The organism is Methanoregula sp. (genome assembly GCF_023227875.1).
Classification (GTDB): Archaea; Halobacteriota; Methanomicrobia; order Methanomicrobiales; family Methanospirillaceae; genus Methanoregula.
This window is the reverse complement of sequence record NZ_JALOCH010000012.1, coordinates 56,560-78,402: the sequence shown is the minus strand read 5'-3', so window position 1 is coordinate 78,402 and position 21,843 is coordinate 56,560. Positions and strand designations below refer to the sequence as shown.

At 56.8% G+C, this 21,843-nt stretch carries 23 protein-coding genes, 1 tRNA gene and 1 pseudogene; 9 read left to right on the top strand and 16 right to left on the bottom strand.

The window, feature by feature from the left end; genetic code table 11:
* Nucleotides 1-636 (bottom strand): annotated as a pseudogene (locus M0R30_RS12145) (hypothetical protein); the annotation flags it as partial.
* Nucleotides 637-754: 118 nt separating this feature from the next.
* A complete protein-coding gene (locus M0R30_RS12140) occupies nt 755-1,378 on the bottom strand; it encodes a hypothetical protein (protein ID WP_292547257.1) in 624 nt (207 codons plus the stop codon).
* A gap of 144 nt (nt 1,379-1,522) precedes the next feature.
* On the opposite strand from M0R30_RS12140, the gene M0R30_RS12135 reads away from it, so the two are divergent.
* Nucleotides 1,523-2,371 (top strand): hypothetical protein, encoded by an 849-nt coding sequence (locus tag M0R30_RS12135; protein WP_292547255.1) that lies wholly within the window; start codon nt 1,523-1,525, stop codon nt 2,369-2,371.
* On the opposite strand, the gene M0R30_RS12130 is transcribed toward M0R30_RS12135, so the two are convergent.
* From M0R30_RS12130 to M0R30_RS12110, 5 genes are all read right to left on the bottom strand, one after another.
* Complete coding sequence (locus M0R30_RS12130) at nt 2,336-3,268, bottom strand: hypothetical protein (protein WP_292547253.1); 933 nt, start codon at nt 3,266-3,268, stop codon at nt 2,336-2,338. The genes M0R30_RS12135 and M0R30_RS12130 overlap by 36 nt on opposite strands.
* A gap of 117 nt (nt 3,269-3,385) precedes the next feature.
* Complete coding sequence (locus tag M0R30_RS12125) at nt 3,386-4,585, bottom strand: YcdB/YcdC domain-containing protein (protein WP_292547251.1); 1,200 nt, start codon at nt 4,583-4,585, stop codon at nt 3,386-3,388.
* A gap of 178 nt (nt 4,586-4,763) precedes the next feature.
* Complete coding sequence (locus tag M0R30_RS12120; RefSeq protein WP_292547249.1) at nt 4,764-5,489, bottom strand: hypothetical protein; 726 nt, start codon at nt 5,487-5,489, stop codon at nt 4,764-4,766.
* Between the two features lie 113 nt (nt 5,490-5,602).
* Entirely contained in the window at nt 5,603-5,935 is a 333-nt protein-coding gene (locus M0R30_RS12115) for an AN1-type zinc finger protein (RefSeq protein ID WP_292547247.1), read from the bottom strand.
* A gap of 89 nt (nt 5,936-6,024) precedes the next feature.
* Nucleotides 6,025-6,558: a DUF6790 family protein gene (locus M0R30_RS12110; protein ID WP_292547245.1), complete on the bottom strand. Its 534-nt coding sequence runs from the start codon at nt 6,556-6,558 to the stop codon at nt 6,025-6,027.
* A gap of 109 nt (nt 6,559-6,667) precedes the next feature.
* Here M0R30_RS12110 and M0R30_RS12105 point away from each other — a divergent pair, with 109 nt between their 5' ends.
* The gene (locus tag M0R30_RS12105; protein WP_292547243.1) at nt 6,668-7,051 is read left to right on the top strand and encodes a type II toxin-antitoxin system PemK/MazF family toxin; all 384 of its coding nucleotides are present in this window, start codon (nt 6,668-6,670) and stop codon (nt 7,049-7,051) included.
* Nucleotides 7,052-7,143: 92 nt separating this feature from the next.
* A complete protein-coding gene (locus tag M0R30_RS12100; RefSeq protein ID WP_292547242.1) occupies nt 7,144-8,679 on the top strand; it encodes a beta-ribofuranosylaminobenzene 5'-phosphate synthase in 1,536 nt (511 codons plus the stop codon).
* Nucleotides 8,680-8,717: 38 nt separating this feature from the next.
* Here the strand turns inward: M0R30_RS12100 and M0R30_RS12095 are convergent, their stop codons facing one another.
* Both M0R30_RS12095 and M0R30_RS12090 read right to left on the bottom strand, forming a co-directional pair.
* Nucleotides 8,718-9,209, bottom strand: coding sequence for a GNAT family N-acetyltransferase (locus M0R30_RS12095; RefSeq protein ID WP_292547240.1), 492 nt, complete (start codon nt 9,207-9,209; stop codon nt 8,718-8,720).
* Nucleotides 9,210-9,310: 101 nt separating this feature from the next.
* On the bottom strand, nt 9,311-10,201 hold the full coding sequence (locus M0R30_RS12090; RefSeq protein WP_292547238.1) for an ABC transporter ATP-binding protein: 891 nt from the start codon (nt 10,199-10,201) through the stop codon (nt 9,311-9,313).
* Nucleotides 10,202-10,314: 113 nt separating this feature from the next.
* Between M0R30_RS12090 and M0R30_RS12085 the strand changes: the two genes are divergently transcribed.
* From M0R30_RS12085 to M0R30_RS12075, 3 genes are all read left to right on the top strand, one after another.
* Nucleotides 10,315-11,205 (top strand): hypothetical protein, encoded by an 891-nt coding sequence (locus M0R30_RS12085; protein WP_292547237.1) that lies wholly within the window; start codon nt 10,315-10,317, stop codon nt 11,203-11,205.
* Between the two features lie 145 nt (nt 11,206-11,350).
* A complete protein-coding gene (locus tag M0R30_RS12080; protein WP_292547235.1) occupies nt 11,351-13,156 on the top strand; it encodes an ABC transporter permease in 1,806 nt (601 codons plus the stop codon).
* Nucleotides 13,156-14,235: an ABC transporter permease gene (locus tag M0R30_RS12075; RefSeq protein WP_292547233.1), complete on the top strand. Its 1,080-nt coding sequence runs from the start codon at nt 13,156-13,158 to the stop codon at nt 14,233-14,235. The genes M0R30_RS12080 and M0R30_RS12075 overlap by 1 nt, the downstream gene beginning before the upstream one ends.
* Before the next feature lie 29 nt (nt 14,236-14,264).
* Here the strand turns inward: M0R30_RS12075 and M0R30_RS12070 are convergent, their stop codons facing one another.
* A complete protein-coding gene (locus M0R30_RS12070; RefSeq protein WP_292547231.1) occupies nt 14,265-14,750 on the bottom strand; it encodes a hypothetical protein in 486 nt (161 codons plus the stop codon).
* A gap of 188 nt (nt 14,751-14,938) precedes the next feature.
* Between M0R30_RS12070 and M0R30_RS12065 the strand changes: the two genes are divergently transcribed.
* On the top strand, nt 14,939-15,547 hold the full coding sequence (locus tag M0R30_RS12065) for an RDD family protein (RefSeq protein WP_292547228.1): 609 nt from the start codon (nt 14,939-14,941) through the stop codon (nt 15,545-15,547).
* Nucleotides 15,548-15,647: 100 nt separating this feature from the next.
* On the opposite strand, the gene M0R30_RS12060 is transcribed toward M0R30_RS12065, so the two are convergent.
* The 5 genes from M0R30_RS12060 to M0R30_RS12040 all read right to left on the bottom strand — a co-directional run bounded on the left by M0R30_RS12060 (nt 15,648) and on the right by M0R30_RS12040 (nt 18,554).
* A complete protein-coding gene (locus M0R30_RS12060; RefSeq protein ID WP_292547226.1) occupies nt 15,648-15,902 on the bottom strand; it encodes a SemiSWEET transporter in 255 nt (84 codons plus the stop codon).
* 58 nt (nt 15,903-15,960) lie between these two features.
* Entirely contained in the window at nt 15,961-16,380 is a 420-nt protein-coding gene (locus tag M0R30_RS12055) for a nuclear transport factor 2 family protein (RefSeq protein ID WP_292547224.1), read from the bottom strand.
* A gap of 478 nt (nt 16,381-16,858) precedes the next feature.
* Nucleotides 16,859-17,461 carry an NAD(P)H-dependent oxidoreductase gene (locus tag M0R30_RS12050; RefSeq protein WP_292547222.1) on the bottom strand — a complete coding sequence of 201 codons (603 nt, stop codon included), beginning with the start codon at nt 17,459-17,461 and terminating at the stop codon, nt 16,859-16,861.
* Between the two features lie 13 nt (nt 17,462-17,474).
* The gene (locus M0R30_RS12045; RefSeq protein ID WP_292547220.1) at nt 17,475-18,281 is read right to left on the bottom strand and encodes a class I SAM-dependent methyltransferase; all 807 of its coding nucleotides are present in this window, start codon (nt 18,279-18,281) and stop codon (nt 17,475-17,477) included.
* Between the two features lie 199 nt (nt 18,282-18,480).
* Nucleotides 18,481-18,554, bottom strand: a tRNA-His gene (locus M0R30_RS12040).
* Between the two features lie 270 nt (nt 18,555-18,824).
* Between M0R30_RS12040 and infB the strand changes: the two genes are divergently transcribed.
* Both infB and M0R30_RS12030 read left to right on the top strand, forming a co-directional pair.
* Entirely contained in the window at nt 18,825-20,603 is a 1,779-nt protein-coding gene (gene infB, locus M0R30_RS12035) for a translation initiation factor IF-2 (RefSeq protein ID WP_292547219.1), read from the top strand.
* A 157-nt stretch (nt 20,604-20,760) separates the two neighbouring features.
* On the top strand, nt 20,761-21,201 hold the full coding sequence (locus M0R30_RS12030; protein ID WP_292547217.1) for a 30S ribosomal protein S6e: 441 nt from the start codon (nt 20,761-20,763) through the stop codon (nt 21,199-21,201).
* A 65-nt stretch (nt 21,202-21,266) separates the two neighbouring features.
* Here the strand turns inward: M0R30_RS12030 and M0R30_RS12025 are convergent, their stop codons facing one another.
* Nucleotides 21,267-21,767 carry a hypothetical protein gene (locus tag M0R30_RS12025; protein ID WP_292547215.1) on the bottom strand — a complete coding sequence of 167 codons (501 nt, stop codon included), beginning with the start codon at nt 21,765-21,767 and terminating at the stop codon, nt 21,267-21,269.
* Nucleotides 21,768-21,843 lie beyond the last annotated feature (76 nt).

Sequence of the window (21,843 nt, the reverse complement as noted above, 5' to 3'; positions counted from 1 at the left end):
GATCTCCTCATTTAGATCCAAATCGAAGAGATAAATATCACCGCTGCCCGGTTCGTTGCGATCATCAGACCAGACGATCCGGGAACCGTCCATGGAAAGGGTGCTGATTTTCCCGGGCCCGGTGTGAATAATCCGGCGGGTTTGGCTTGTCAGGTTAAAGAGGGCAATTTCGTACATAGTGATCGGGTAAATCTGAACCCGTATCCAAGCAACATGGTCACCAGAAATGACCGGATACTGGTTATCGCGCATGAGGCTGGGATCCTCAACACTTATTTCATCGGAGGTGAGGGCAGATTTTTCCCCGGTTGCCTGGTCGTACAGGAAAATCGTGGAATTCTCACTCCACACGACATGCCCGCCCGCCAGACCAAGGGGGGTGTCGACCCTATACGAGTGATCGGGAGAATGTGTGGTGGCAAGGATTCGCGTCTCCCCATCCGACATGTTCATCATCCAGATGGTACTGGAAATAAACTTTGTAGGAGATGGTGTCAGTCGGGCCGTCTGCCAGACAATCCGGTCTCGGTCAAGGTTAAAAGGCTCCGAATAGACCAAATACGGGTTGCCGGATTCATCTTCAGTAATATGGGAGGAATAGAGGGGGATGTCTGTACCGGAAAGGAGGGCGGCCACGGGAGTAGTCACCAGGAGAATGAAGAGGGAAATTCCACACATCTGTAATAGAAGTTTCATGAAATTCTGTTCCGAGGTCTGTGAATCATTGTGACTAAGCAGGAAAAAGAGAAAAGGATTATGGGATTGTTATTGAATCCGATTCACCAGACGCCTCACGATAGGGATGGCTGATATATCCAAAGGTATGAACATCGTAGTCACCAGCCTCTGGCCACATATACAACTTGTTTTGAGTACTAATCGTATATACCCCATCGGTGGATGAGGCAGAGGTTGAATCTACTTGTGTAACTTCATCCTTCATTAAAAACGCCTCAATATAAATATAGCCGGGGGGGTCGCTCATGCCAGTTACAGTTGATGTGCCCCCATACCGGATTCGGGTACTGCTGACTTTAGTTATCCACCCGCTTACGTGCATGGTTATCGTTTTTGACAGCTCAGAAAATCTATCCTGGTTATTTCCGTCGGGCCAGATCATCTTATGCTCGTACAGATCCTTTTTCACCTCATCCGAAACGCCCACAAGGTGTTCAGGATGGACTTTTTCCATGTACTCCCCGACAGTAATGTCAGAACCCCAGAGTTTGTTGATTAACACGATCTGCTCCGGGTTTGCAGAAGATGTCCGAACTGAGCCCCCATTTGCATCTGCTGCACTTACAGCCGGCAGGGTGCCGATACAGAGTATGCTTATAACGATAAGCAATGCCAGTTGCCGATATAGTCCTTTTGCCATTTTTTTCACCTGGAAGCAGGTTTTTTTGCTTCACTGCAAGCGAACCGTGCATCCAATCTGGGGATACGATAAAAATCGCCTTAAAATTTCTGTGACAAAATTTTACCAAATGTATTAAATATATTGTTTTAAAAAGATGGGATAATGGTACAGGCCAAAAGAATAATCAGGATTCTGCGGCATGCGGTCTGGTACGGGTTCCTCCTTCTCATCGCCATTATCTGCATATATGCTATACTGAATTCGCTGACCCTGTTCCTGTGGGGGGATCCTTCCGTGCATGGGGAACCCCGGATGTTCCACCCCCCGGAGATCATGGTGCTCCATTACGTGGGGATGATCTCTCCCGAACTGGCCCGGGTTGTTGTGAGTGTTCTCTTTGGGGGGTTGGGCTTCTTTCTCTGGTTCAGGTTCCGCGGGATAAGCAGGAAGACATTGCTCGATCATCCCCTGCGGGAACGGATAGCGGAATTTATCCAATCCCATCCCGGGTGCCATTTCAGTTCCCTTGCACGGGAACTTGGAATAAACCGCGGCACGCTCTTCTATCACCTTGGCCAGCTCACATTCTTCAACATTGTGCAGGAAACAAAAGAGGGGGGCCTGACCCGGTACTATATGCATAAGGCCGGGATTACAGAACTCGAACAGAAGATCATGGCACACCGGGACAACCCCTTGCGCAGCCAAATCCTCTCAATGCTGGAGATGGGAGATGCCACGCCGAGAATGGAACTCAAAAAGAACCTGGACATTTCAGGACCCGCGCTCTGGTACCACATGCAGATGCTGGTGCAGGACGGGATCGTACTTGCCGAGCAGGACCGGGAAAAGACTGGCAGACCCGTGCAGTATTCGCTTACCGGGGACGCCGGGACAATTATCAGAAATGGCAACGGAGAGATCCCTGCTCTGGCAGGGTTCCCTGCCGACCCGGTGCATGGCCTGGGGAGTGGCTCACAGCCCGGCAAAGATTCCGGAATCCATGAGTGAAAACAGGTAGGGCCCGGGAACGAACCGGGCCGTTGCCTCCGCATCCGGAACCAAAAAGAGGGCTGTGCCGGTACCGCACCACGACTCTTTCTGCCAGCCAACGGTGATGCTGTATTCGCCGGGTGAAAGCCGTGCCGGGTCAAGGCTGTAGTGCCATGTGTTCCAATAACTGTGCCTCCCCGGCTCCGTCCCGGTCACAGGTGTGATAGCCGGAACGGTATCGATGAAGATCTCTTTTCCGGACGTTGCGTCCCGGATCTGTGCTGTCAGGATATTCTCCGGCGCCATGTTGGTTATCCCGGAAAATACCATCCGGCGGGGATTGTTGCTGTCAAGGATCAACCGGCCGGTCTCCGGATCGCTCTGCTGATCGAAATGAAGGGAAGGAAGTTCGACAAAGAAGTACTCCGCCCGGAAGATATCGTCGACCCCTGCCCTTTCGGATGCTGCCATGAGGGTTTCGACCTCGGACCGGACCCACGGTTTCAGCCCTGCGGAAGGTCCCAGGTCGGCAACGCTGACTCCTCGGTCCGTGACCGCAATATTCCCGTAACCTGAAATGCGGGTGCCAATCTCGGACTGCCCGTTCGCACCCGGGTCCTGTATCACAAACGCGTACTGGCCGGCGGAAAAGTTCCGGGTCTCTTCCGGTCCAAGGATAAAGGAGAAGTCGCCCTTGTTATCAGGATCTGCCGCAAAGGTGTGGAAATAGTGCCGGCCGAATACCAGAAGGGTAACGGATCCATTTGTTACACCGGTCCCGTGGATCGTGAAGGTATCCCCTTCCGCAATCGTCTGCGGACAACTTGATTCAAATGTCAGGCCAGCCGTTGCCGGTGCGGCCATGAAAACAATGAGTACCAGGAAGCTCAGGGCAAGGGTTTTTCTAAATTCCATCTTCATTAACTCCCGATTGTATCTGAACCAGTATCGGAACAGGCATTTAAATGATTTCTGTGTCATTATTTTATCATTCCAATAAACAGGTTGCTCCCTGGTGAAAAGGGGAGCCGGTCAGTTCCGGTGGTAGTAATGCAGATACAGCAGTGTCCCGTTCTGTGCATCGACCCATCCGGTTTCCGGGTTCGGATATTGCTGTGCCCGGATCGTCTCGTCATCGAACTGCACTTTCCAGGCAAGCGGGATACTGCCGGGTGCCGGGGTGATCTTGTCCGGGTTGTGGAAGTCCTTCCACCGGAGTTCGGCGGAGACTATCCGGAGGCCGGCAGCGGATGCCGGATAGATCTTTTCCGCCTCCTGCTGCACGGTTGTTATCGCAGCATCCCTTGATATTGCCGGTTCTGCGGGCAATGCCACGGCATCCTCAGGAAGGCTCCACGACTTGTGGTAGTTGACAACAGTTCCTGCAACGGAGTCCACCGTGACAACAATCCCGTCGCTGTCGCAGGGAACGCCGTGGATGACTCTCCTGTAAACAAAGACATATTTCCCGGCAATCTTTTCACCGGGCATCCCAAGCGGGTCCAGCCGGGCATCGACTTGGACGACCGGTATATCACCGTTGCGTTCCCGGATCTCCCGGTCCGCCGTCTGTTGTGCAGCATCCATCGTGACAGATGGCGTCTCGGGCCGGTCCAGACGCGTGATACCAATGAAGTACGAGCTCAGTTCGCCCGTGTCCGCATCAAGACCGCCCTCGACAAGCTTCTCCTCGCCCTTCATCAGCTCGAACGCCCAGCTCCGCATGTACTGCGACCCATCGGAAAACCGTATCCTGACGCGATCTGCAGATAGTTCCGGAAATGCCTCGCGGGCACATGCTTTTGCCTGTTCGATCGATATCCCTGCCTGCTCTTGCAGCGGGGTATAGGGATCGCCGGTCTCCGCGTCGATGAATATCGTTGCATTCGCTTCACGGAAGGATGTCTTATCCGGTATTAAGGAGAATTCGTACAGGATTTTCCCGGGATACCGGTCGGTCAGAGTGATGCCGGCAATAGAATAGCCATGGATTTCCCCTTCATCCAGAAGGGCCTGTGCCTGCTGCCGCGAGATCTTTACATCTAGTGCTTTTACCGTTGTGCCGGGGGCAACCGGTGTTGTTGCAAGAGAAGAGACCAAGGTAATGACACCATGGTCTTCAGGAGGATAGGGGGAAGACACTGGATCTGCGAACTGCACCGCAAGAACAATCGCAATGCCAATCATGATGATGATACCGATAATCAGGATCGAAATATTTTTCTCTTCCATATAATGCCTCCAGCATCCGGACCGGATCAATCCGTTCAATTGCCCGGTTGAGTGGATAGTGCTCTCATTTTCAGGGTTTATCAGAATTCTGTGACAAAATTTTACTAATCCGGGTCCGGGAGCAGGATGAGAGGAGCCGTATTTCTGATCTGCCATTAATAAAAAAGAGAGGCCTTTTTTACGCAGTCTGTTTCGGTCTGCTGATCGGGAGCAGCCCGAGGACGAGTAAGGAAAAACCCATGACAACAAACGTACCGATCACCGGCAGGATCGGGTTCGTGCTCAGGTGCAGTTCGCGGAGGGGATAGATCATGAACGTGAGCGCAAAGATCGCGACGCCGGAAAGGACCATCGGGGACTCTTTTGGCGCATGGTTCAGCCCGGTAACGAGCAGGATCCCGCAGGCGGCAAAGTAGATGAGCGTGACGAGTGTTGCCGTGCTCAGCCCCACAATCGCGATGACCGTTACGGGGATGAGAAGGGAGACTGCAAGGATGCACAGGGAGATATACGGGGCTGCGGGTTTGCGGGCAAATCCCTTCCGGAACGCGAACGCCAGGATGAGGATCGAGGCGATGATCCCCGCGTCGATGATGCCGGGGAAGACCATGTCTCTTTGGCCCATGAGGATGGTGACGTACCACCCGATGTTTGCGATCCCCCACAGCCCGAGCCCGGCACCAGCCCAGAGCAGGAACTCCTTTTTTGGGGATTTCTGCCAGAGGTACAGGAGGGCAAAGGCACCGGCAAGTGCGGTAAGGATCTGGAGGTAATTGCTGATCTTCAGGAATATTGCGCCGGGAAGGATGAGGATCAGGAGGGCGAGCACGACTGCCGCTGCGAGCGTAGCCCAGAAAAACCCGGCGATCTCGTAGCTGGCCGGGACTGCCCGTGTATCGGTCATAGGGATCTGTTGTTGTAGGCTTTTAAAAAAAGTATTGCGGAGAACGGATACGGATACAAAGGACCGGGGCCGTAGGACCTTTCTTCGATCACCGGAGATGCGGGTTCATCTAATCATCCAAGCCGGTACCCGGAAAAAATGAGCCCGGCAAGACCGAGCAGGATCAGGACAATGATGGCAATCATGATCTTCAGGTACGGGATCCTACCGGTTGCGTTCTTTGCCGGCCTGCGCCGGGCATCAGCGGCCACCCCACCCGTTGCGCTCACGCCGCCGCCCCTGCTGTAGCTCATGCCCACGGCCGGCCGGGGTTTCCTGTTCCAGCTCCCAAGTCCCGTACAGTTATGGTTGGGCGGGAGCCGACAGTCTGCGCAGTATTTTCCCCCGCAGTGCTGGCAGGTGAACGGCATGGTGGTCTCATTGCCGCAATGATCGCAGCGTGTCATTATTGTTCATCTGGATGCCCGGGCATTAAGGATTCTGTTCCGGGCACGCCGGGCATTGCGATCCTGGTCCCGGAAAGGGATAGCCCGTGTTACAGCTGTACGAACGGCAGCACGCCCGCCCGGGCAAATGCCACCACGGCAAACAAAAAGAGCGCCAGCACAAAAAACCCGGTCGAAACCACGCTTTTCATTGCCCGCGAGCGGTGTGCCGGAATATGCAGGTCATCCCTTGCATGCGCTTCATGGAGGTGGAGAAGGAGGGCACAGAGGAGGTAGGTCGCATAGATGGCAAGCATTACGCCACAGACAAGGACCCAGTTGAGGGCTGCCGCAACCAGTGCCCAGATGCCGAACGCAAGGTTTGCGTACCCTACTTCGAGCTGGAACTCGGGGTGGTCCTGTCTCCATCCCATCCGTACCTGGTCGGACTGGTAGAAGACTGAATGGCGGATGAAACTGATAATTCCCACAAGACCGACAAGGACTGCTGCCGTTATCCTGATAGCGATGTCAATGTCGATAAAAAGATAGAAAATACCGATAAATATCCCGATCATGGATACGGTCATGGTCGCTCCCATCAGGAGCGAGGCCTCGTGTGCTGTCGGTTGTACTGCTGCCATCCCATCCTCACATATATCGTTCCTGTATGTGAATGAACCACCCGGGGAGAAAAATCCTGCGCCTGCGGGATCAAACACCTTATGATTCCCGGTGCCGGAAATAGTAGGCATGGGCCAGTACCTGAGGGGGGACGTTCTCCTTGCATTGGTAACGCTGGACGACCGGACTTCCCCCAAGACCCGGCCGGTCATCGTCATCCGCACGTTCGATAACGGCACGGTCCGGATCTGCCCGGTCAGCAGCAAGCCGCCGTCCGATGCACCCTGCATGCCACTCACTATCGACGATTTTGCCACCGGGGGACTCGATCTCTTCGGAGAAAGTTACGTGATGACTTCACGGGCACTCACCATTCCGGGCAGGGACGTAATCGGGAAAAAAGGCCGGCTTACTACCGAGTCACTTGCGGAAATTACCGCACAGGTCCTGCCAGCCATGCCTCCCGGCACCGCACCGTCACGGCGGCCCGTCAGGTCACGGAAGGAGCGCTGAAACAGCGGGCCGTTTCAGGATTTTTGATTTTTCATAAAAACCGGACGTGGTGCATCAGCACCCTTATTATTTCCCGTGATAAGGTTGATGTGATGGACATTGCACAGGCAATCCGGGAGATGGAGGCGCAGGTCGGCCGGATCTCGCCCGTCCAAAAATTCCTCCTTGGCACGGACGGTTCGGTCACCCAGCTCCTTGAATCGATCACCGGAAAGAAAGTTGTCATAAAAACACTCGTGCAGGAGATCGTCCCGGCCGACCGCACTGCAGCGGATCACCTGAGCATTGCCGAAGGCGACCCGGTCAATTTCCGGATTGTTGAGATCAAAACAGAAGAGAGCGGCGAAGTGCTGATCTACGCCGTGTCCCACACCCCCGTCAACCGCCTCTCGCCGGAGTTCAGGGACGACCTGATGAGGGCCGACATCCCTATCGGGAAGATCATAAAGCAGCACCATATCGAAGCCCGCCGGGAAATTCTCAACACCCGGGTCCTCCCCGCAACGGAAGACGCGGGCCGGCTCTTCTCCATCTGCAAAAACGAGCCGCTCCTCTCACGGCAGTACCAGATCATCCACGGGGGCCAGCCGCTCATCTTCATCGAAGAGCGGTTCCCCTACAACCGGTTCCTCGATACCCGGCGCGTCATCGTTGACACGCCCTCGCGGGTCCATATCTCGCTCATCGACATGCACGGCGGGTCGGGTCGGGTGGACGGCGGTATCGGCATCACGCTTGACAACCCCGGCATCCTGATCGAAGCAGAGCTCTCACCGGTCCTTTCGGTGACCGGCTGCGACCCGAAGATGAAAGAGCGGATCGGGCAGGTCGCAGTGGACGTACTGCACAAGCTCGGCCTTGGCGGGAGCGTTGCGATCACGGTCAGGCAGCAGTTCCCTGCGCATGTCGGCCTCGGGTGCGGGTCGCAGCTCGCGCTGGCCGTGGCAAAGGCAATCACGGAGCTCCACGACCGTCACCATTCTGCTCGCGAGCTCGCCCGGCTCACGGGGCGGGGCGGGACCTCCGGGATCGGCACCGCCGCATTCGATCACGGGGGGTTCATTCTTGACGGGGGACACCGGTTCGGCGCCGGCTGCGAGAAATCGGACTTCCGCCCCTCGGCTGCTTCGCGGGGCGTCAGTCCACCGCCGGTCCTTGCCCGCCACGAGTTCCCGGAGGACTGGAAGGTCCTGCTTGCGGTCCCTGACCTCCCGCCCGGCGCCAGCGGCGGACATGAGGTGGATATCTTCCGTACCCGCTGCCCGGTCCCACTCGATGAGGTCCGGGCCCTCACCCATGAGGTGCTGATGCGGATGCTGCCCGGCCTTGTCGAGCATGACCTCGACCTCTTCGGCTCATCGATCAGCGCGGTCCAGGGCCTCGGGTTCAAGAACGTGGAACTCAGTCTCCAGCCGCCGGCCGTAACCGGCCTCCTCTCCGCCATGCGTGATGCCGGTGCTGCCGGGGCGGGCATGAGCTCGTTTGGGCCCGCCGTCTACGCGGTGGGGGACACGGGCATGCAGGACATTGAGAAAGCAGCCCGTGCATCCATGGCAGGGCACGCTATCGGTGGGACAACGCTGGTCACTTCAGCCCGGAACCGCGGGGCGGTTGTCCGGGTGGTATAATCCCCCTCTCACAGTAATAAAAAGAAAAAACCGGGGGCTCATTCAACCGGCCGCTGCATCCAGACAACATCGAATGGTTCCCCAAACTTTTCGCCAACACCGGCCAACGTGCCGGCAAACGTGAACCCCTGGTTTGCATGGAACCGGATGCTCGCCTCGTTCTTTGAGGATATGTTGGCCACGAGGGTTGTGTGCCCGGCCTTTTTTGCATCTTCCACAAGCCGCCCGAGCAGCCGGGCCCCAAGCCCCCTGCCGGTGAACTCAGGCGCGATGAAATATGTGAGCATCCCGGTCTTCCTGAACGCGGCGAACGGGAGGAATGGTTTCAGGAGACCGAAGCCGGCAACGCCATGGTTGTCTTCCAGTACGACTGCTGACAGGGCGCCTTCCCGCAAGGGGGCGAAGAACTGCGGCGGGAGCGGGCCATCCGGATATGCGGCAAAGCTTGTTGCTGCATAATGGTTGAATATCCGCATGACCGCATCGCGGTCGCTCTCCTGCATCTCGCGAATGTGCATTTCAGCTGCCATAACAATTCTCCCTGACGGCAAGACACCCTGTGCCGGATGCCGCCATGGTTGTGAGACCATCATTGGACGGGCTTTAAGAAAAGGGTGGCGCTGGAAGGGGATTACTTCCCGATCTTGAGGAGCATCTCCTCAAGCGAAGGGTAGCGGGACTCGATCTTCTCGACACGGCCGCCGGCTTCGGTAATGATTGCCGTACACTCGTTGAGCTCCTTCATCTCCTCTGCCTCGCAGACAAAGAAGCCCTCCTCCTGCCGGTAGGTCTTCGAATGCCCGATCAGCTTTGCGGGGTCATCAATGGAGAAGAAGATCGTGTATGTGAGCGAGCCGAACTGCTCGCGGAGCTCCTTCATGGAACCGAACGCGACCATCTTTCCCCGCCGGAGGATCATCACCTTGTCGCAGATCGCCTCGACCTGGTACAGGTTGTGGGCCGAGAGGACGATCGTCTTTTTGTCCTGCCGGAGCCGGCGCAGGTAGTCCGCGATGAACCGGGAGGTCATCGGGTCGAGACCGCTCGTTGCCTCGTCATACACGAGGAAGCCCGGGTTATGGATCAGCGAGCGGGCAATCGCCACTTTCCGCTTCATGCCCTTGCTGAACTCCCCGATCTTCTTGCCATCCGGTTCGAGCGAGAGGGCCGCGAAGAGCTGGTCCGACCGTACCCGGATCTCCTGCGGCGAAAGCCCGTATATCTCCCCGAAGAACGCGAGGTAGTTCTCGGCCGTCATCGTCTCGTAGAGGTGCGATTCCTCGGGAAGGTACCCGAGGTTCTCCTTGAGCGCAAGGGGATTTTTCACCACATCGATGTCGTTGATGAAGAGTTCCCCGGCGGTCGGGGCAATAAGACCGGAGACGATCTTGAGGAGCGTGGTCTTGCCCGCCCCGTTGTGGCCGATGATGCCGAAGATCTCGCCGTCCTCGAATTCGAAACTGACGTCATCGAGTGCCAGGAAGCCGTCGAAGTCCTTCTTGAGTCCGCGGGCAGTGATCATGCGGGGTCGCCTTCTCGATCAGACTTGTGTTGTCAATGTGATATAGATTGGGATGCCTGCACGGGCTCTTGCCGACCTCATTCTTTTTATTCCTGCGTACCCTTCATTGCTCTATGCCCCGGAGCCCCGGTCCGGTTTTGAACGTGGTTGTCCTGCTCATTCTCGTACTCATTGCTGCTGCAGGGTGTACCGCACCGGACCAGGATGCCGGGTCCACGCAGGCATCCCCGGCCATCACAGCAGCCACCCTGCAAACGATCATCACTCCTGAGAACACTCCGCTGCCCACCACGCCGGTTCCGGCAATTACGGAAATGACAACATCTGCACTTCCCGCAACTACAACCGTGGCGACAACCGTCCCCACGCCGACACCCACGCTCACTCAGATCTCCGATGCAGCACTCAGTGCCCGGATCGTGGATGCACGGAACAAGCTGGAGATGTTCATCGACAGCAATGTCGCAGATACCGTCATCACGCACCCGGACGGGACGCAGGACTGCGAGGTGAAGAAGTCCAAGGAGCTCGGGTACCTTATCGATGTGACAACTGGCGAATCGACCTTCGTCAAGGGGGATTACTGGAGCATCGATGGCGACCTGTTTGCTAAAAATATGAAAAAGGACCGGCCGTACATCATCATCCACACCCACCCCCGGATGTGGGTGACCTGCCGGGGGTCCGGTGTCATCAGCCTCTATTCATTCTCAATCGGCGACCTGGAAGCAACCGCGAACATGACCGAACGGGGATACCACGTGAAGCAGCTGATCGCGATCTCTGATCGGGAGTACCGCATCTGGCCCGGGCAGGACGACGGCTGGAAATCAGACGATGAGATCCAGGAGGCTGTCCGGCGTATTGAAGCGCAGGTCGGCCGGCCGTTCTCGTATTATGACCCCCTGCTGGAGCACACATTCTACGATGTGGATAACCTGATGCCGTTCCTGTCGGAGGAACTGGGTTACCATTACACGGCAAACAATGTCGTCATATCATGATCCGGCAGGGGCTTTTCGCTTTCGCACATGCCGGGATCGAGAATTACATATAGGAATCCGGAGTTACACTCACTATCGGACCAGGACGGCCCTTTCATGACTCCTCGCAGGGGCAGGGCCACAATACAGAAACCAAGGAGATTTGATGGGCGCACTGACTGACATCCTGACCATCGCGAAATGGGAAGTAAAGAAATCCTTTTCCATGATGAGCAGGGACGTCCTCCCGCTCGCGGTCATCCTCTTTGTCCTGCTTGTCGCGGTGACCGGTTTTTCCGCACAGGCCGGCCTGCATCTCCAGGACGGCATGTACAAAGTGGGTGTCGATGACCAGCAGATCGGGCAACTGCTCGCAAGCGATCCCCGCTTCATGGTGTACGAGGCCGATGAGCCGGACCTGATCGCGCACCGGGGTGACTTTGACCTCATCGTCATCAACGGGGCCGTGTATACAGGAGTGAGCAGCCGGGCGGGTGCCGCACAGAAGACCCTTGAGCGCGATTATGCCAAGTACGTCAACAGCGTGTACAACCAGCAGGACGACCTCTTCGCCGCGTACCCGCTCTGGATCGATGTCCAGAGCGTGAAGAGCGAACTCAGTTTCCTCGCCACCCAGAGCGGCCAGTACGTGAGTGCCGCGCCGGTCCGGTCTGCCCCGGTGCCGGAAGGGGAGGTGGAGCAGCTGGCCACACCGTCCCCGACCCTCTCCGTCACGGAGGCGGAACTCCGTGAGCAGCTGGTCGTGTCGAACGCGGAGAACACGCAGATCTCGCGGTACACGGACGCCCTCTCATCCAGCAGTTCAGCCATGGGCACGTTCAAGACGCCGTCCCAGCTCTCCCCGCCCCTGCCGTTCGATTCCATCATCCTTGTCTTCGTCTTCATCTTCCCGCTCTACTTCACGAGCCAGTTCTTCATGATGAGCATCATGAACGAACGGATCGAGCGCCGGGGGGAGATCCTCCTCTCGACGCCTGTTGCGGCCTCGTCCATCATCATCGGCAAGATGCTCCCCTACTTCCTCGGGATGCTCGCGATCTGTACCGCCCTCACGCTCTGGATCCAGGCCCCGTGGCTGATCCTTCTCCCCTTAATCCCGGTGATCTTCTTCTTCCTTGCAAACGCGCTCATCATCGGGATGCTCTCGCGGAGCTTCAAGGAGCTCTCGTTTGTCTCCATCTTCTTCTCGACCGTGGCCACGTCATACCTCTTCTTCCCGAGCATCTTTGCCAACGTCCATGTGATCAGCCTCATCTCCCCGCTGACCCTGATCGTCCTCACCATGCAGGGCTCCGTGTGGACGGCGACCGATTACCTGTACTCGACCTCGCTCTTCTGGCTGACAGGGGCGATCCTCTTCTACATTGCTGCGCGGAACTTCAAGGAGGAGCGGCTCTTCTCGGAGAGGGGGCTGGTCACACGGATGCGGGAGTTCCTCTCGGAGGTCCTCTCGCGCAGGCACCCGTTCCTCTCGCTGTTCCTGCTCACGGGCTTCTCCATCCCGTTCGTCTTCATGGTGCAGATGATGTGCCTCGTGCTCTTCTTCAACCTGCCCATGCCATTCTCGCTCGTCTGCCTCCTCCTCTTTGCGGCGCTGATCGAGGAGATCGCAAAGGGTGTCGGGATCTATACGCTCTATGTCCGCGACCCCGCGTTCCTGACATGGAAAAACCTCGTCCTTGCCTGCGGGGCGACCGCGATCGGGTTCCTCGTGGGCGAGAAGCTCCTCCTCTTTGTCACCCTCGCGCAGATCTCGGACTCGGTCTTCGGCAGCATCCTCTTCCTCTCCATCGGCTCGCTCTGGCTCCCGCTCCTCCTCCACTTCGCGTGCGTGCTCATCGTTGCCTGCTGCCTGAAGAAGTGGGGGACAAAGGGGTTTGTACCCGGCCTTGCCCTCGCGATGATCGTGCACTGTCTCTATAACCTCTACTTCATCCTGGGGTGGTTCTGATGAAGGCACGGCACCTCTCGATCATTGCAAAAAAGGAATTCCGGGGCCTCCTTTCCGAGCGGACGATCCTGCTTGCCATCCTGCTCCAGCTCTTCATTGCCCTGTTCTCATCCTTCCTCATGGTCGGCCTGACCTCGATGTACGACCCTTCGTCGCTCTCGAAGTACTCGCATTTCAAGTACAACGTGGGATACGCGGGCAATGATTCGGAAGTGCTTTCCTACCTGTACGGAAGCAAGGATTTCCGGGTCTTTAAAATGGACCTCTCCACGGGAGTTGCGGCCCTTAAGGAACGAAAACTCGCGGCGGTGATCTGGGTCCCGGACACCCCCCCGGATGCACAGGAACCGGTCAAGATCACGCTCTATACGCTCCAGAATGATATCCAGAGCGCGATCGTGGATGTCAAGCTCAAGGATATCTTCCTGCGGTACGAGAAGGTCCTCCGCGAGGTCCGCGAGGAGAGGCTGAACGAACTGCCCCTGCCGCTCCGGATCCCGGCTTCCAGCGGGGGCGGGGACTTCTACGAGTTCGTATACGGCCTCCTGATCCCGCTGCTCGTGTTCATGCCGGCGATCATTGCCTCGGCGCTCGTCATCGATCTGATCACGGAGGAGTACCAGCACGACACGCTGGAAACGCTCGTCTCGACCCCGGTCACATTCTCCGAGATGGTCTGGGGCAAGGTACTGGCCTGCGAGGTGCTCGTCCCGGTCCAGGCTGGGATCTGGCTGGTCCTGCTGATGGTGAATGGGATCGCGATCGAGAATGCCGGGCTGATCCTCCTGCATGTAACCGTCAGTTCGCTCGTCCTGATCCTGCTGGGGACGCTCACCGCGCTCCATTACCGCGAGCGAACTGCAGCCCAGTTCATCTTCTCGACCGCGCTCGTCGTCGTGATCCTGTTCGCCCTCTCCCTGCCGGCCAACCCGATGAACCTCCTGACCCGCCTAGCCGTGGGAACCGCGGGCGCGGAGCAGTGGGTCGTGCTTATCGCAATCCTTGCCGTTGTTGCCCTGCTCGGGTTCGCGACGCAGAAATATACCGAACGGATCAGCAGGATCAACCACACGGGATAAGGGATTAAAAAAGGATCTTTTTTGGGAATTTAATAGATGTAGGTCATTAACGGCTGGTCCATTACCTTGTAGGTCCTGCCCGCGCTGGTCACGAAGACCTCGACCCGGTCGATGCCGCTGCCCCGCGTGCCCGGGATGGTGATCTCGTCTCCCCGCCGTGGCTTTCTCTCACCGTCACTCATGTACTGCTCGACGACCTTGCCATCCGCAAGGGTCGCTTTCATCAGGATATTCTGGACAAACAACTCTCCCTTGCCTCCGTTGAAGAGGAGGTGGAGTGTATAATCGGGGCGCTCCTTGGAGAGCTGGAGGTCGATATATTGCTCGGCAGGCAGCGTCTCAACCTGGGACGGTGTTGCGACAACGGTTGAGATTGCCGTGGCGGAAGTCGTGATCGGGAGAGGGGTCGGGGTTTCCACCGGTTTCATCTCTGCCTGGGTCGGACTCGTGCAGCCGGCAGAGAGCGCACACAGCACCAGTCCCGCCAGAATTACAGGAATCAGGGCGTATTTCATGCAGATTGCTTGCATGTATTCATATTACTGATTTGTGCTCCGTGGGGACCGGGCCGGACACGAGATTCCAGGATCCAGGAGCGGGAAAAAAACCGTTTCGGAACGAACAATTCCTGAAAAAATGCAGGAAAGAACAGTTAAATTAAAAAGGACACCCGGATTAACTTTACATATCAGGAGTAAAACGAATGTTCTGTCCTAAATGTGGAAAAGAGACTGATGCCTCCGGAAAATTCTGCCAGTGGTGCGGGGCCGATATTGAGTCGGTCCAGCCGATATCCGTGGCCCTTCCGGAAGAGGACGAGGGGCCTGAGGTCGGGGTGTACGCGGGTTTGGGCAGGCGGCTTGTTGCATTCATCATTGATATCATCCTCATTCTGCTGCTGGATCTGATCCTTGCAGGGACTCTCGGTCTCTTCAGGGGAATCCAGAACCTGTACTTCTACGCATTCCAGCATGTGCCGGTTGCCGAACTGACAACCGAGGGATCGATGGCAGCACTGCTGGGTTCGATCATTGCAGCCTACGGACTTACTCTCGTTGTTGTCCCATGGGTCTACTATGCGGGTTTCGAATCGTCCCGCAGCCAGGCAACTCCCGGTAAGGTGCTCATGAAACTCGTGGTCACGGATCTCGCAGGGAACAAGGCAACCTTTGCAAGGACCTCGCTCCGCTTTTTCTGGAAATACATATCCGTCCTGATCATCTTCATCGGATTCATCATGATCGGGTTCACGAAAAAGCACCAGGGACTGCACGACATCCTCTCGGGATGCCTTGTGCTCCTTCAGGACTGAACATTCCAATCTTTTTAAATATTTTATACGTCATGTCGGCATGCAACTGACAATCCATTTTCAACCGGAACTCTCCTTACACGCCCGTTGACGGGTTGAATTACTTATACTGTAATTTCAGGAAGAGGAGCACGAGGATCAGGACAAACGTGATCACGTTGGCAGCGATGACGGGCAGGGAGCCGGCCCAGATGCCATACAGTGTCCAAAGGAGGACACCGATGGCGAAGAGTACGAGCATCGCGAGCGAGAGGTCACGCGTCTCTTTCATCTTCCATGCTTTGACTACCTGCGGGATGAACGAGATGGTGGTGAGGGCGCCGGCGATGTAGCCGATAATGAGGACCGTATCCATGGAATCTCTGAACAATAATTCTCCGTGCGACAATTTATACCGGTTACGTCTCTTCCGGTTATTGTACAGTTCCCGCTGGATACGGTTCCGGTGAGAACTGGTCGGCAGCAACCAGCCACTTCCGCCCTTCCTTCACAAGGAAGAACATGTCCCGGCCCTGCATTGACTGTTTTACGGTGCCAGCGGTAAACGTGATCGAGAAGAGATACGTGACCACGGCACTCTTCCCACCGGCATAGATCCGGACCTTGTGATCCCTTTCCTTCCATTCATGGATCACAGACGTTTCTGCAAAGCCCCGCCACCCGGCAACGTATGCCTCCCGGCCTTCAAGCCGGCCGGGATGTGACGGTACGATGGCAACCGCATCCGTGTGGATATACTGACGGAACTGTTCTTCGTGCCATCCTTCCGTCCAGCACGTGTTCATGGCCCGGACGGTTGCAAGGATCTCATTCGTGATCTTTTCTGTATCCATTTTTTGATTCCCCATCACGAATATTCATGATTAAAAATAAACACTGATGGTCTGCACAGGGTGAAAGTGCTGCCGGAAACATTGACGAAATCATTCGGAGATGCTCACGCTCCCGGGCTTACGTTGCACTCGTGGAGGGGGGGTCGGGCGGTGTACTTCCCGTGCGGACAAACCAATGTGATTCAGGTAATTACTATCGGAAATTTTCCCCCGGACCTGTTGGTCACAGGAGATTAAGTATCAAAGTACACCACCCGACCCCCGCACGCCCCCTCCCCTTTCCGGGCCGGATTCGTGCAGTTTACCGTCTGAAGGAAGGGGGTGTCCTGGCTCCATGGGGGAGCGGGGGTCGGACGGTGTACTAATTGGGTGAGCGGGGAATGTCATATCAAAAAAATCTACAGAGCACCCCTTTTTTAGAGACGACCATTGTTTCACGTTGTGATCCGGCCGCATCAAAAAGAGGGGGCCGGCACAACTACCGTTCGATGGGCGGGAAGGTGCCAAGGGTCATATCCCGCACTTCCGCCAGCCATGCCTTCCTCTCCTCCTTGCTGCTGGTGACGACAACGCCAAACATCCGCCGGTGGCAGACCGGGATCCCGCAGAATGAGACGATACAGTCCTTCCAGATCCGTTCGAGCGGGTCGCCGAAAACTTCCTGTTCGCGCACAGCCGGGGTGTTGGACGTGTTGAAGATTATGGCGGCACGCGCTTTCAGGAGCCCCAGCGGCACTCCTTCCCCGGAATCCGTCGCGGCAAACCGGTAGGCAACACCCGGGCGGAGAACCCGGTCGATCCAGCCTTTCAGGATCGCCGGCGGCATACCCCACCAGTCGGGGTGGACAACGATAAGCCCGTCCGTTGCAGCGATCTCGGCGCAGTGCCGGGCAACGTGTTCCGGAAGGGGTGCATCCCGGGCGATCTCGCCCTCGGGCAGGAGCGGATCGAACCCTTCAGCACAGAGGTCGTGGAAGGTTACCGCATGGCCGGCCCCGCGGAGTGCTCCTGCGGCCGTCTCCGCTATTGCATGGTTGAAACTTCCCCTGTGCGGGTGGGCAAGGATGATGGTGATCTTCATGCTAGGCTCGCGATTACTTCCGTGCGGTTGCCTTGAAGAATGTGTAGCAGAATACGCCGTCCTGTTCTGCGGCCCGGTAGAGTGCGGCAACTCCCCGCTCCCACTCTTCCCGGCTCATCAGCCCCTTCTCCAGTACTGCCGGGCCAACACCTTCGACCATGGCGGTGAATGTCAGTTTTGTAAACCCTTCGACAAGCGCCGGGCGGGAGGCGTCCACGTACACCATCCGCGGCGAGACATGGACATCGTGATACCCCGCACTGCTGACCAGCGGGTACAGTTGTCGCCCGATCAGCGCATTGCCGCCCATCTGCTGCTGGAGTGTGACGAGGCACTGCACGGCCCGGCGGGCGTCTTCGTTCTCCGGGTGGAAGAAGGTCGAACCGTGGTCACCTTCAATCACCGTGATCGTCCCGCCATCTTTCAGGAGCGGGCGGAGCTGCTCCAGTGCACGTGCTGGTTCTGCGAGATGTTCCAGCACAAAACAGAGGAAGATGTGGTCAAAGCTGGCAGGTCCGAACGGGAGATGAAAGATATCTGCCTGCCGGAAGGTCACGTTCGTGATCCCTTCCTGCCGGATCGTCTCCTTCGCCCGTTTCAGGGATTCTTCGGATATATCGATCGATGTGATCACTGCACCCGGGCTGTTCCTTGCAAGGATCACGGTCTGGGCGCCGATACCGCAGCCGGCCTCCAGTACACGTGCGCCCGCCGAGTAGCGGGTATCATCGTGCAGGAGCTCTGTCAGTGTCTGTGCCTGGTCTGCGAGCCGCTCCGACTCGCGTGCTGAATAGCCATGGACATAATTGTTGTCAGCCATCGGAATCCTCACAAGGCCTGAAATTAGTGACAGGTCTTCCGGATATTGTACATTTTTGTTGGTTGTTGTACAAAAATGTACCGTAACCTCAACAGGCTGATTAAAGGCCCGGATATAAAGAGATCGCAGAAACCGTGGTGAAAAAACAACCCTTAACCGGAATGAACGACACGATATCGAAAACCAGTTGAAAAGAAAAGGCCAGGGCCGAGATTTGAACCCGGGTCGAGGGATCCACAGCCCCTTAGGATAACCAGACTACCCTACCCTGGCAGATGTCCCTTTTACATTTGCACCGGACTCACATTAATCTATCCGTGTTTACCGGCCGCCTGAAAATATACGGGCCCTTGCATCCTGCGACGCAGGTATCGACTCTTGCCGGGGGGCGATTATTAATACGGTCTGGCATCCATTACATATCAGGTGGCTCTGAACACACTTTCCTGACGATGAGACGTACCGCGGCCTTTGGCGCGGGCACGCGGGAGCAGGGGATTTTTACCCGGGATCAGAGCTGTAACAATACAAGGGGGCAAGGAGATGGCGGAGAACCCGAAGATCAGGACACCGATTGTCTGTGTCATGGGGCATGTGGACCACGGCAAGACCTCGCTCCTCGACCGGATCCGAGGGTCCTCGGTCGTCAGTTCCGAAGTCGGGGCGATCACCCAGCACATCGGCGCCACCATCGTCCCCATCGACGCGATACGGACGATGAGCGGATCGATGGAGAAGGTCCCCATCAATATCCCTGGCCTCCTTTTTATCGATACGCCGGGGCACCATGCCTTTACGACCCTGCGGGCCCGTGGCGGGGCGCTTGCGGACATGGCGATCCTTGTCGTGGATATCAACCAGGGGTTCCAGCCCCAGACCATCGAGGCGCTCCAGATCCTGCGGAACTGCAAGACGCCGTTTGTCATCGCCGCAACGAAGATCGACCGCATTCACGGCTGGCGTGTCAACGAGAACGAGTCGTTCCTCTCCTCGTTTGCAAAGCAGAACGAGCGGGTAAAGAGCGATGTGGAGAACAAGACCTATGAGATTGTGGGCAAGCTCTCCGATCTCGATTTCTCCTCGGACCGGTTCGACCGGGTCTCGGATTTCCAGCGCAACCTGGCGATCGTGCCGCTGAGTGCCCACACGGGAGAGGGCATACCGGACCTCCTCCTTGTCATGATCGGCCTTGCCCAGCGGTACATGGGCGATGCGCTCAAGCTCGCGGTAGAAGGCCCGGGTGCCGGGACCGTCCTTGAGGTCAAGGAAGAGCGGGGCCTCGGGACCACGCTTGATGTAATCCTGTACGACGGCACGCTCGCGATCGGTGACGAGATCGCCGTTGCAACGCAGGGCGATGTCATCGTGACGAAAGTCCGGTCCCTGCTGAAACCCCGGCCCATGAAGGAGATCCTTGTGGAGGACCGGTTCGAGCGGGTGAAGTCCGTTGCCGCGGCGTCGGGGATCAAGGTCACTGCACCGAACCTTGAGGGCGTGATCGCCGGGTCGCCGTTCTTTGTCATCCGCGGTAACCGCGACGAGATCGAAGCCCGGATCAAAAAGGAGATGACCGAGATCCACGTGAACCTTGCCGATGAGGGGATCGTGATCAAGGCGGATACGATCGGTGCGCTCGAAGCCCTCTGCAAGGAACTCGAGGGCAAGGAGATCGGTGTGATGCGGGCGGAAGTGGGCCCGGTCAGCCGTCTTGACCTGATCGAGACCGAGACACTCAAGAACCCGGTGTTCCGGGTCCTGCTCTCGTTCAACACGCCCATCCTCCCGGATGCTGCGGAGATGATAAAAAATCCCCTCTATACCCAGGTGAAAGTGTTCGACGGGCGTGTCATCTACCAGCTGATCGACCAGTACGTCGAATGGCGGGACGAACAGAAACGCCTGCAGGAGAAACAGCGGTTCGAGCACGTGGTGATGCCGGCGAAGATCCGCCTCCTCCCGGACTGTGTCTTCCGCCAGAGCAACCCGGCCGTAGTGGGCGTGCGGGTACTGGGAGGGAAGCTGCGCAGCGATGTGAACCTGATCCACCTGGACGGGAAAAAAGTCGGCCACCTCAAGACCATGCAGCTCCGCCAGGAAACGATCCGGGAAGCGGACGAAGGCCTTGAGATCGCCATATCCATCGAAGGCGCAACGGTCGGCCGGCAGGTGAGCGTTGGCGACGACCTCTATGTCGACATCCCGGAACGCCATGTCAAGGTGCTGGAAAAAGAGATGATCAAGACCCTGAACGCGAGCACGCAGGAGATCCTTGCTGAATTCACGGCAATGCGGCGCAAGGGCGATCCCTTCTGGGGCAAATAGGTGTTTTCCGACCGGAAGGTAACGCGAGGGTTTAATAGCGTACCAGTATAAGAATATGGGTACTTCTCATGTGTAGGCGAATCCGCCGGCAGCCGGAGACGTGAAAAGAAACCCGGTAAATTGGGTTTTTTGGATAACATAATACGGAGAATCATTCATGGTTGAGTTTAAAGTCGTTGTATCAGACCCCAAGACCGGTCGCGCCTACAATGTCGACGCCAGTGGCGGCGCAGCAGGTGCGATTGTGGGCAAAAGTATTGGCGATGAACTGGAAGCAGGTTCCCTCGGGCTCGCGGGATACAAGATCCTGATCACCGGAGCATCCGACCGGACCGGGATCACGGCAAAGAAGGGCCTCCCGGGCGCAGGGCGCAAGAAACTCCTCCTTGCCGGGGGCATCGGGTTTCACCCGACGATGGAAGGGGAACGCCGGAGAAAGACGATCCGCTCAAGCGAGATCACCCAGGATTTCGTCCAGATCAATGCACGCGTTACCACCTACGGTGAGAAAACCCTTGACGAGCTCTTCCCGAAAGTAGAGGGCGAGAAGAAGGAAGAGAAGAAATCAGCACCGAAAGCCAGAGTCGGCAAGAAATAAATAATCTCTTTTTGATCTTCTTCACCGGTTTTACACGGTTTTTAAAAAGGAATTTTCAAAAAAAATTACGGGTATCTGATACTGACAATCCCGTATGCCGAGCTGTTTTCCCCTACCTTGACGGCTTTTCCGTCTTTATAGATCGTAACGGAGAGGTCGTGCCTGGCAGAGCTGTCCTTCTTCGCGAAGGTTGCCTGAACGGTGCCGGTCGCATTTACCACCTCAAAGAGCCGGATGCCGGATTCCTCCACTTTCCGGAGATCGGATGGCATCCCATAGCTTCCTTTATAGCTGCCAATGTAGTCAACCATAATCCAGACCCCGGAAACCGGGACTGCTGGTGCCGTAGTCGTCTTAACCGTGATCGACGCAACACCCTGGTTCGATAACTTCGTGGTCGGGGCTGCGCTGCTGCTCCCTGATGGTGAGGTCGCGGACGATTGGTCGGACCCTCCCCCCAGGAAAAATACCAGAGCCAGAATTACAACCGCGATTACACCGACAATTGCCGCGATGGTAATCCACGGCGTATCCCCGAGATCTCTTCTCCTTCTTCCGTGTCTCATACCTGGTCTCCAGAAATGCTTTATGATAGTTAATGAATAATTCGAGGAAATACTTTGTGTATTGGTTCGTTCCAGC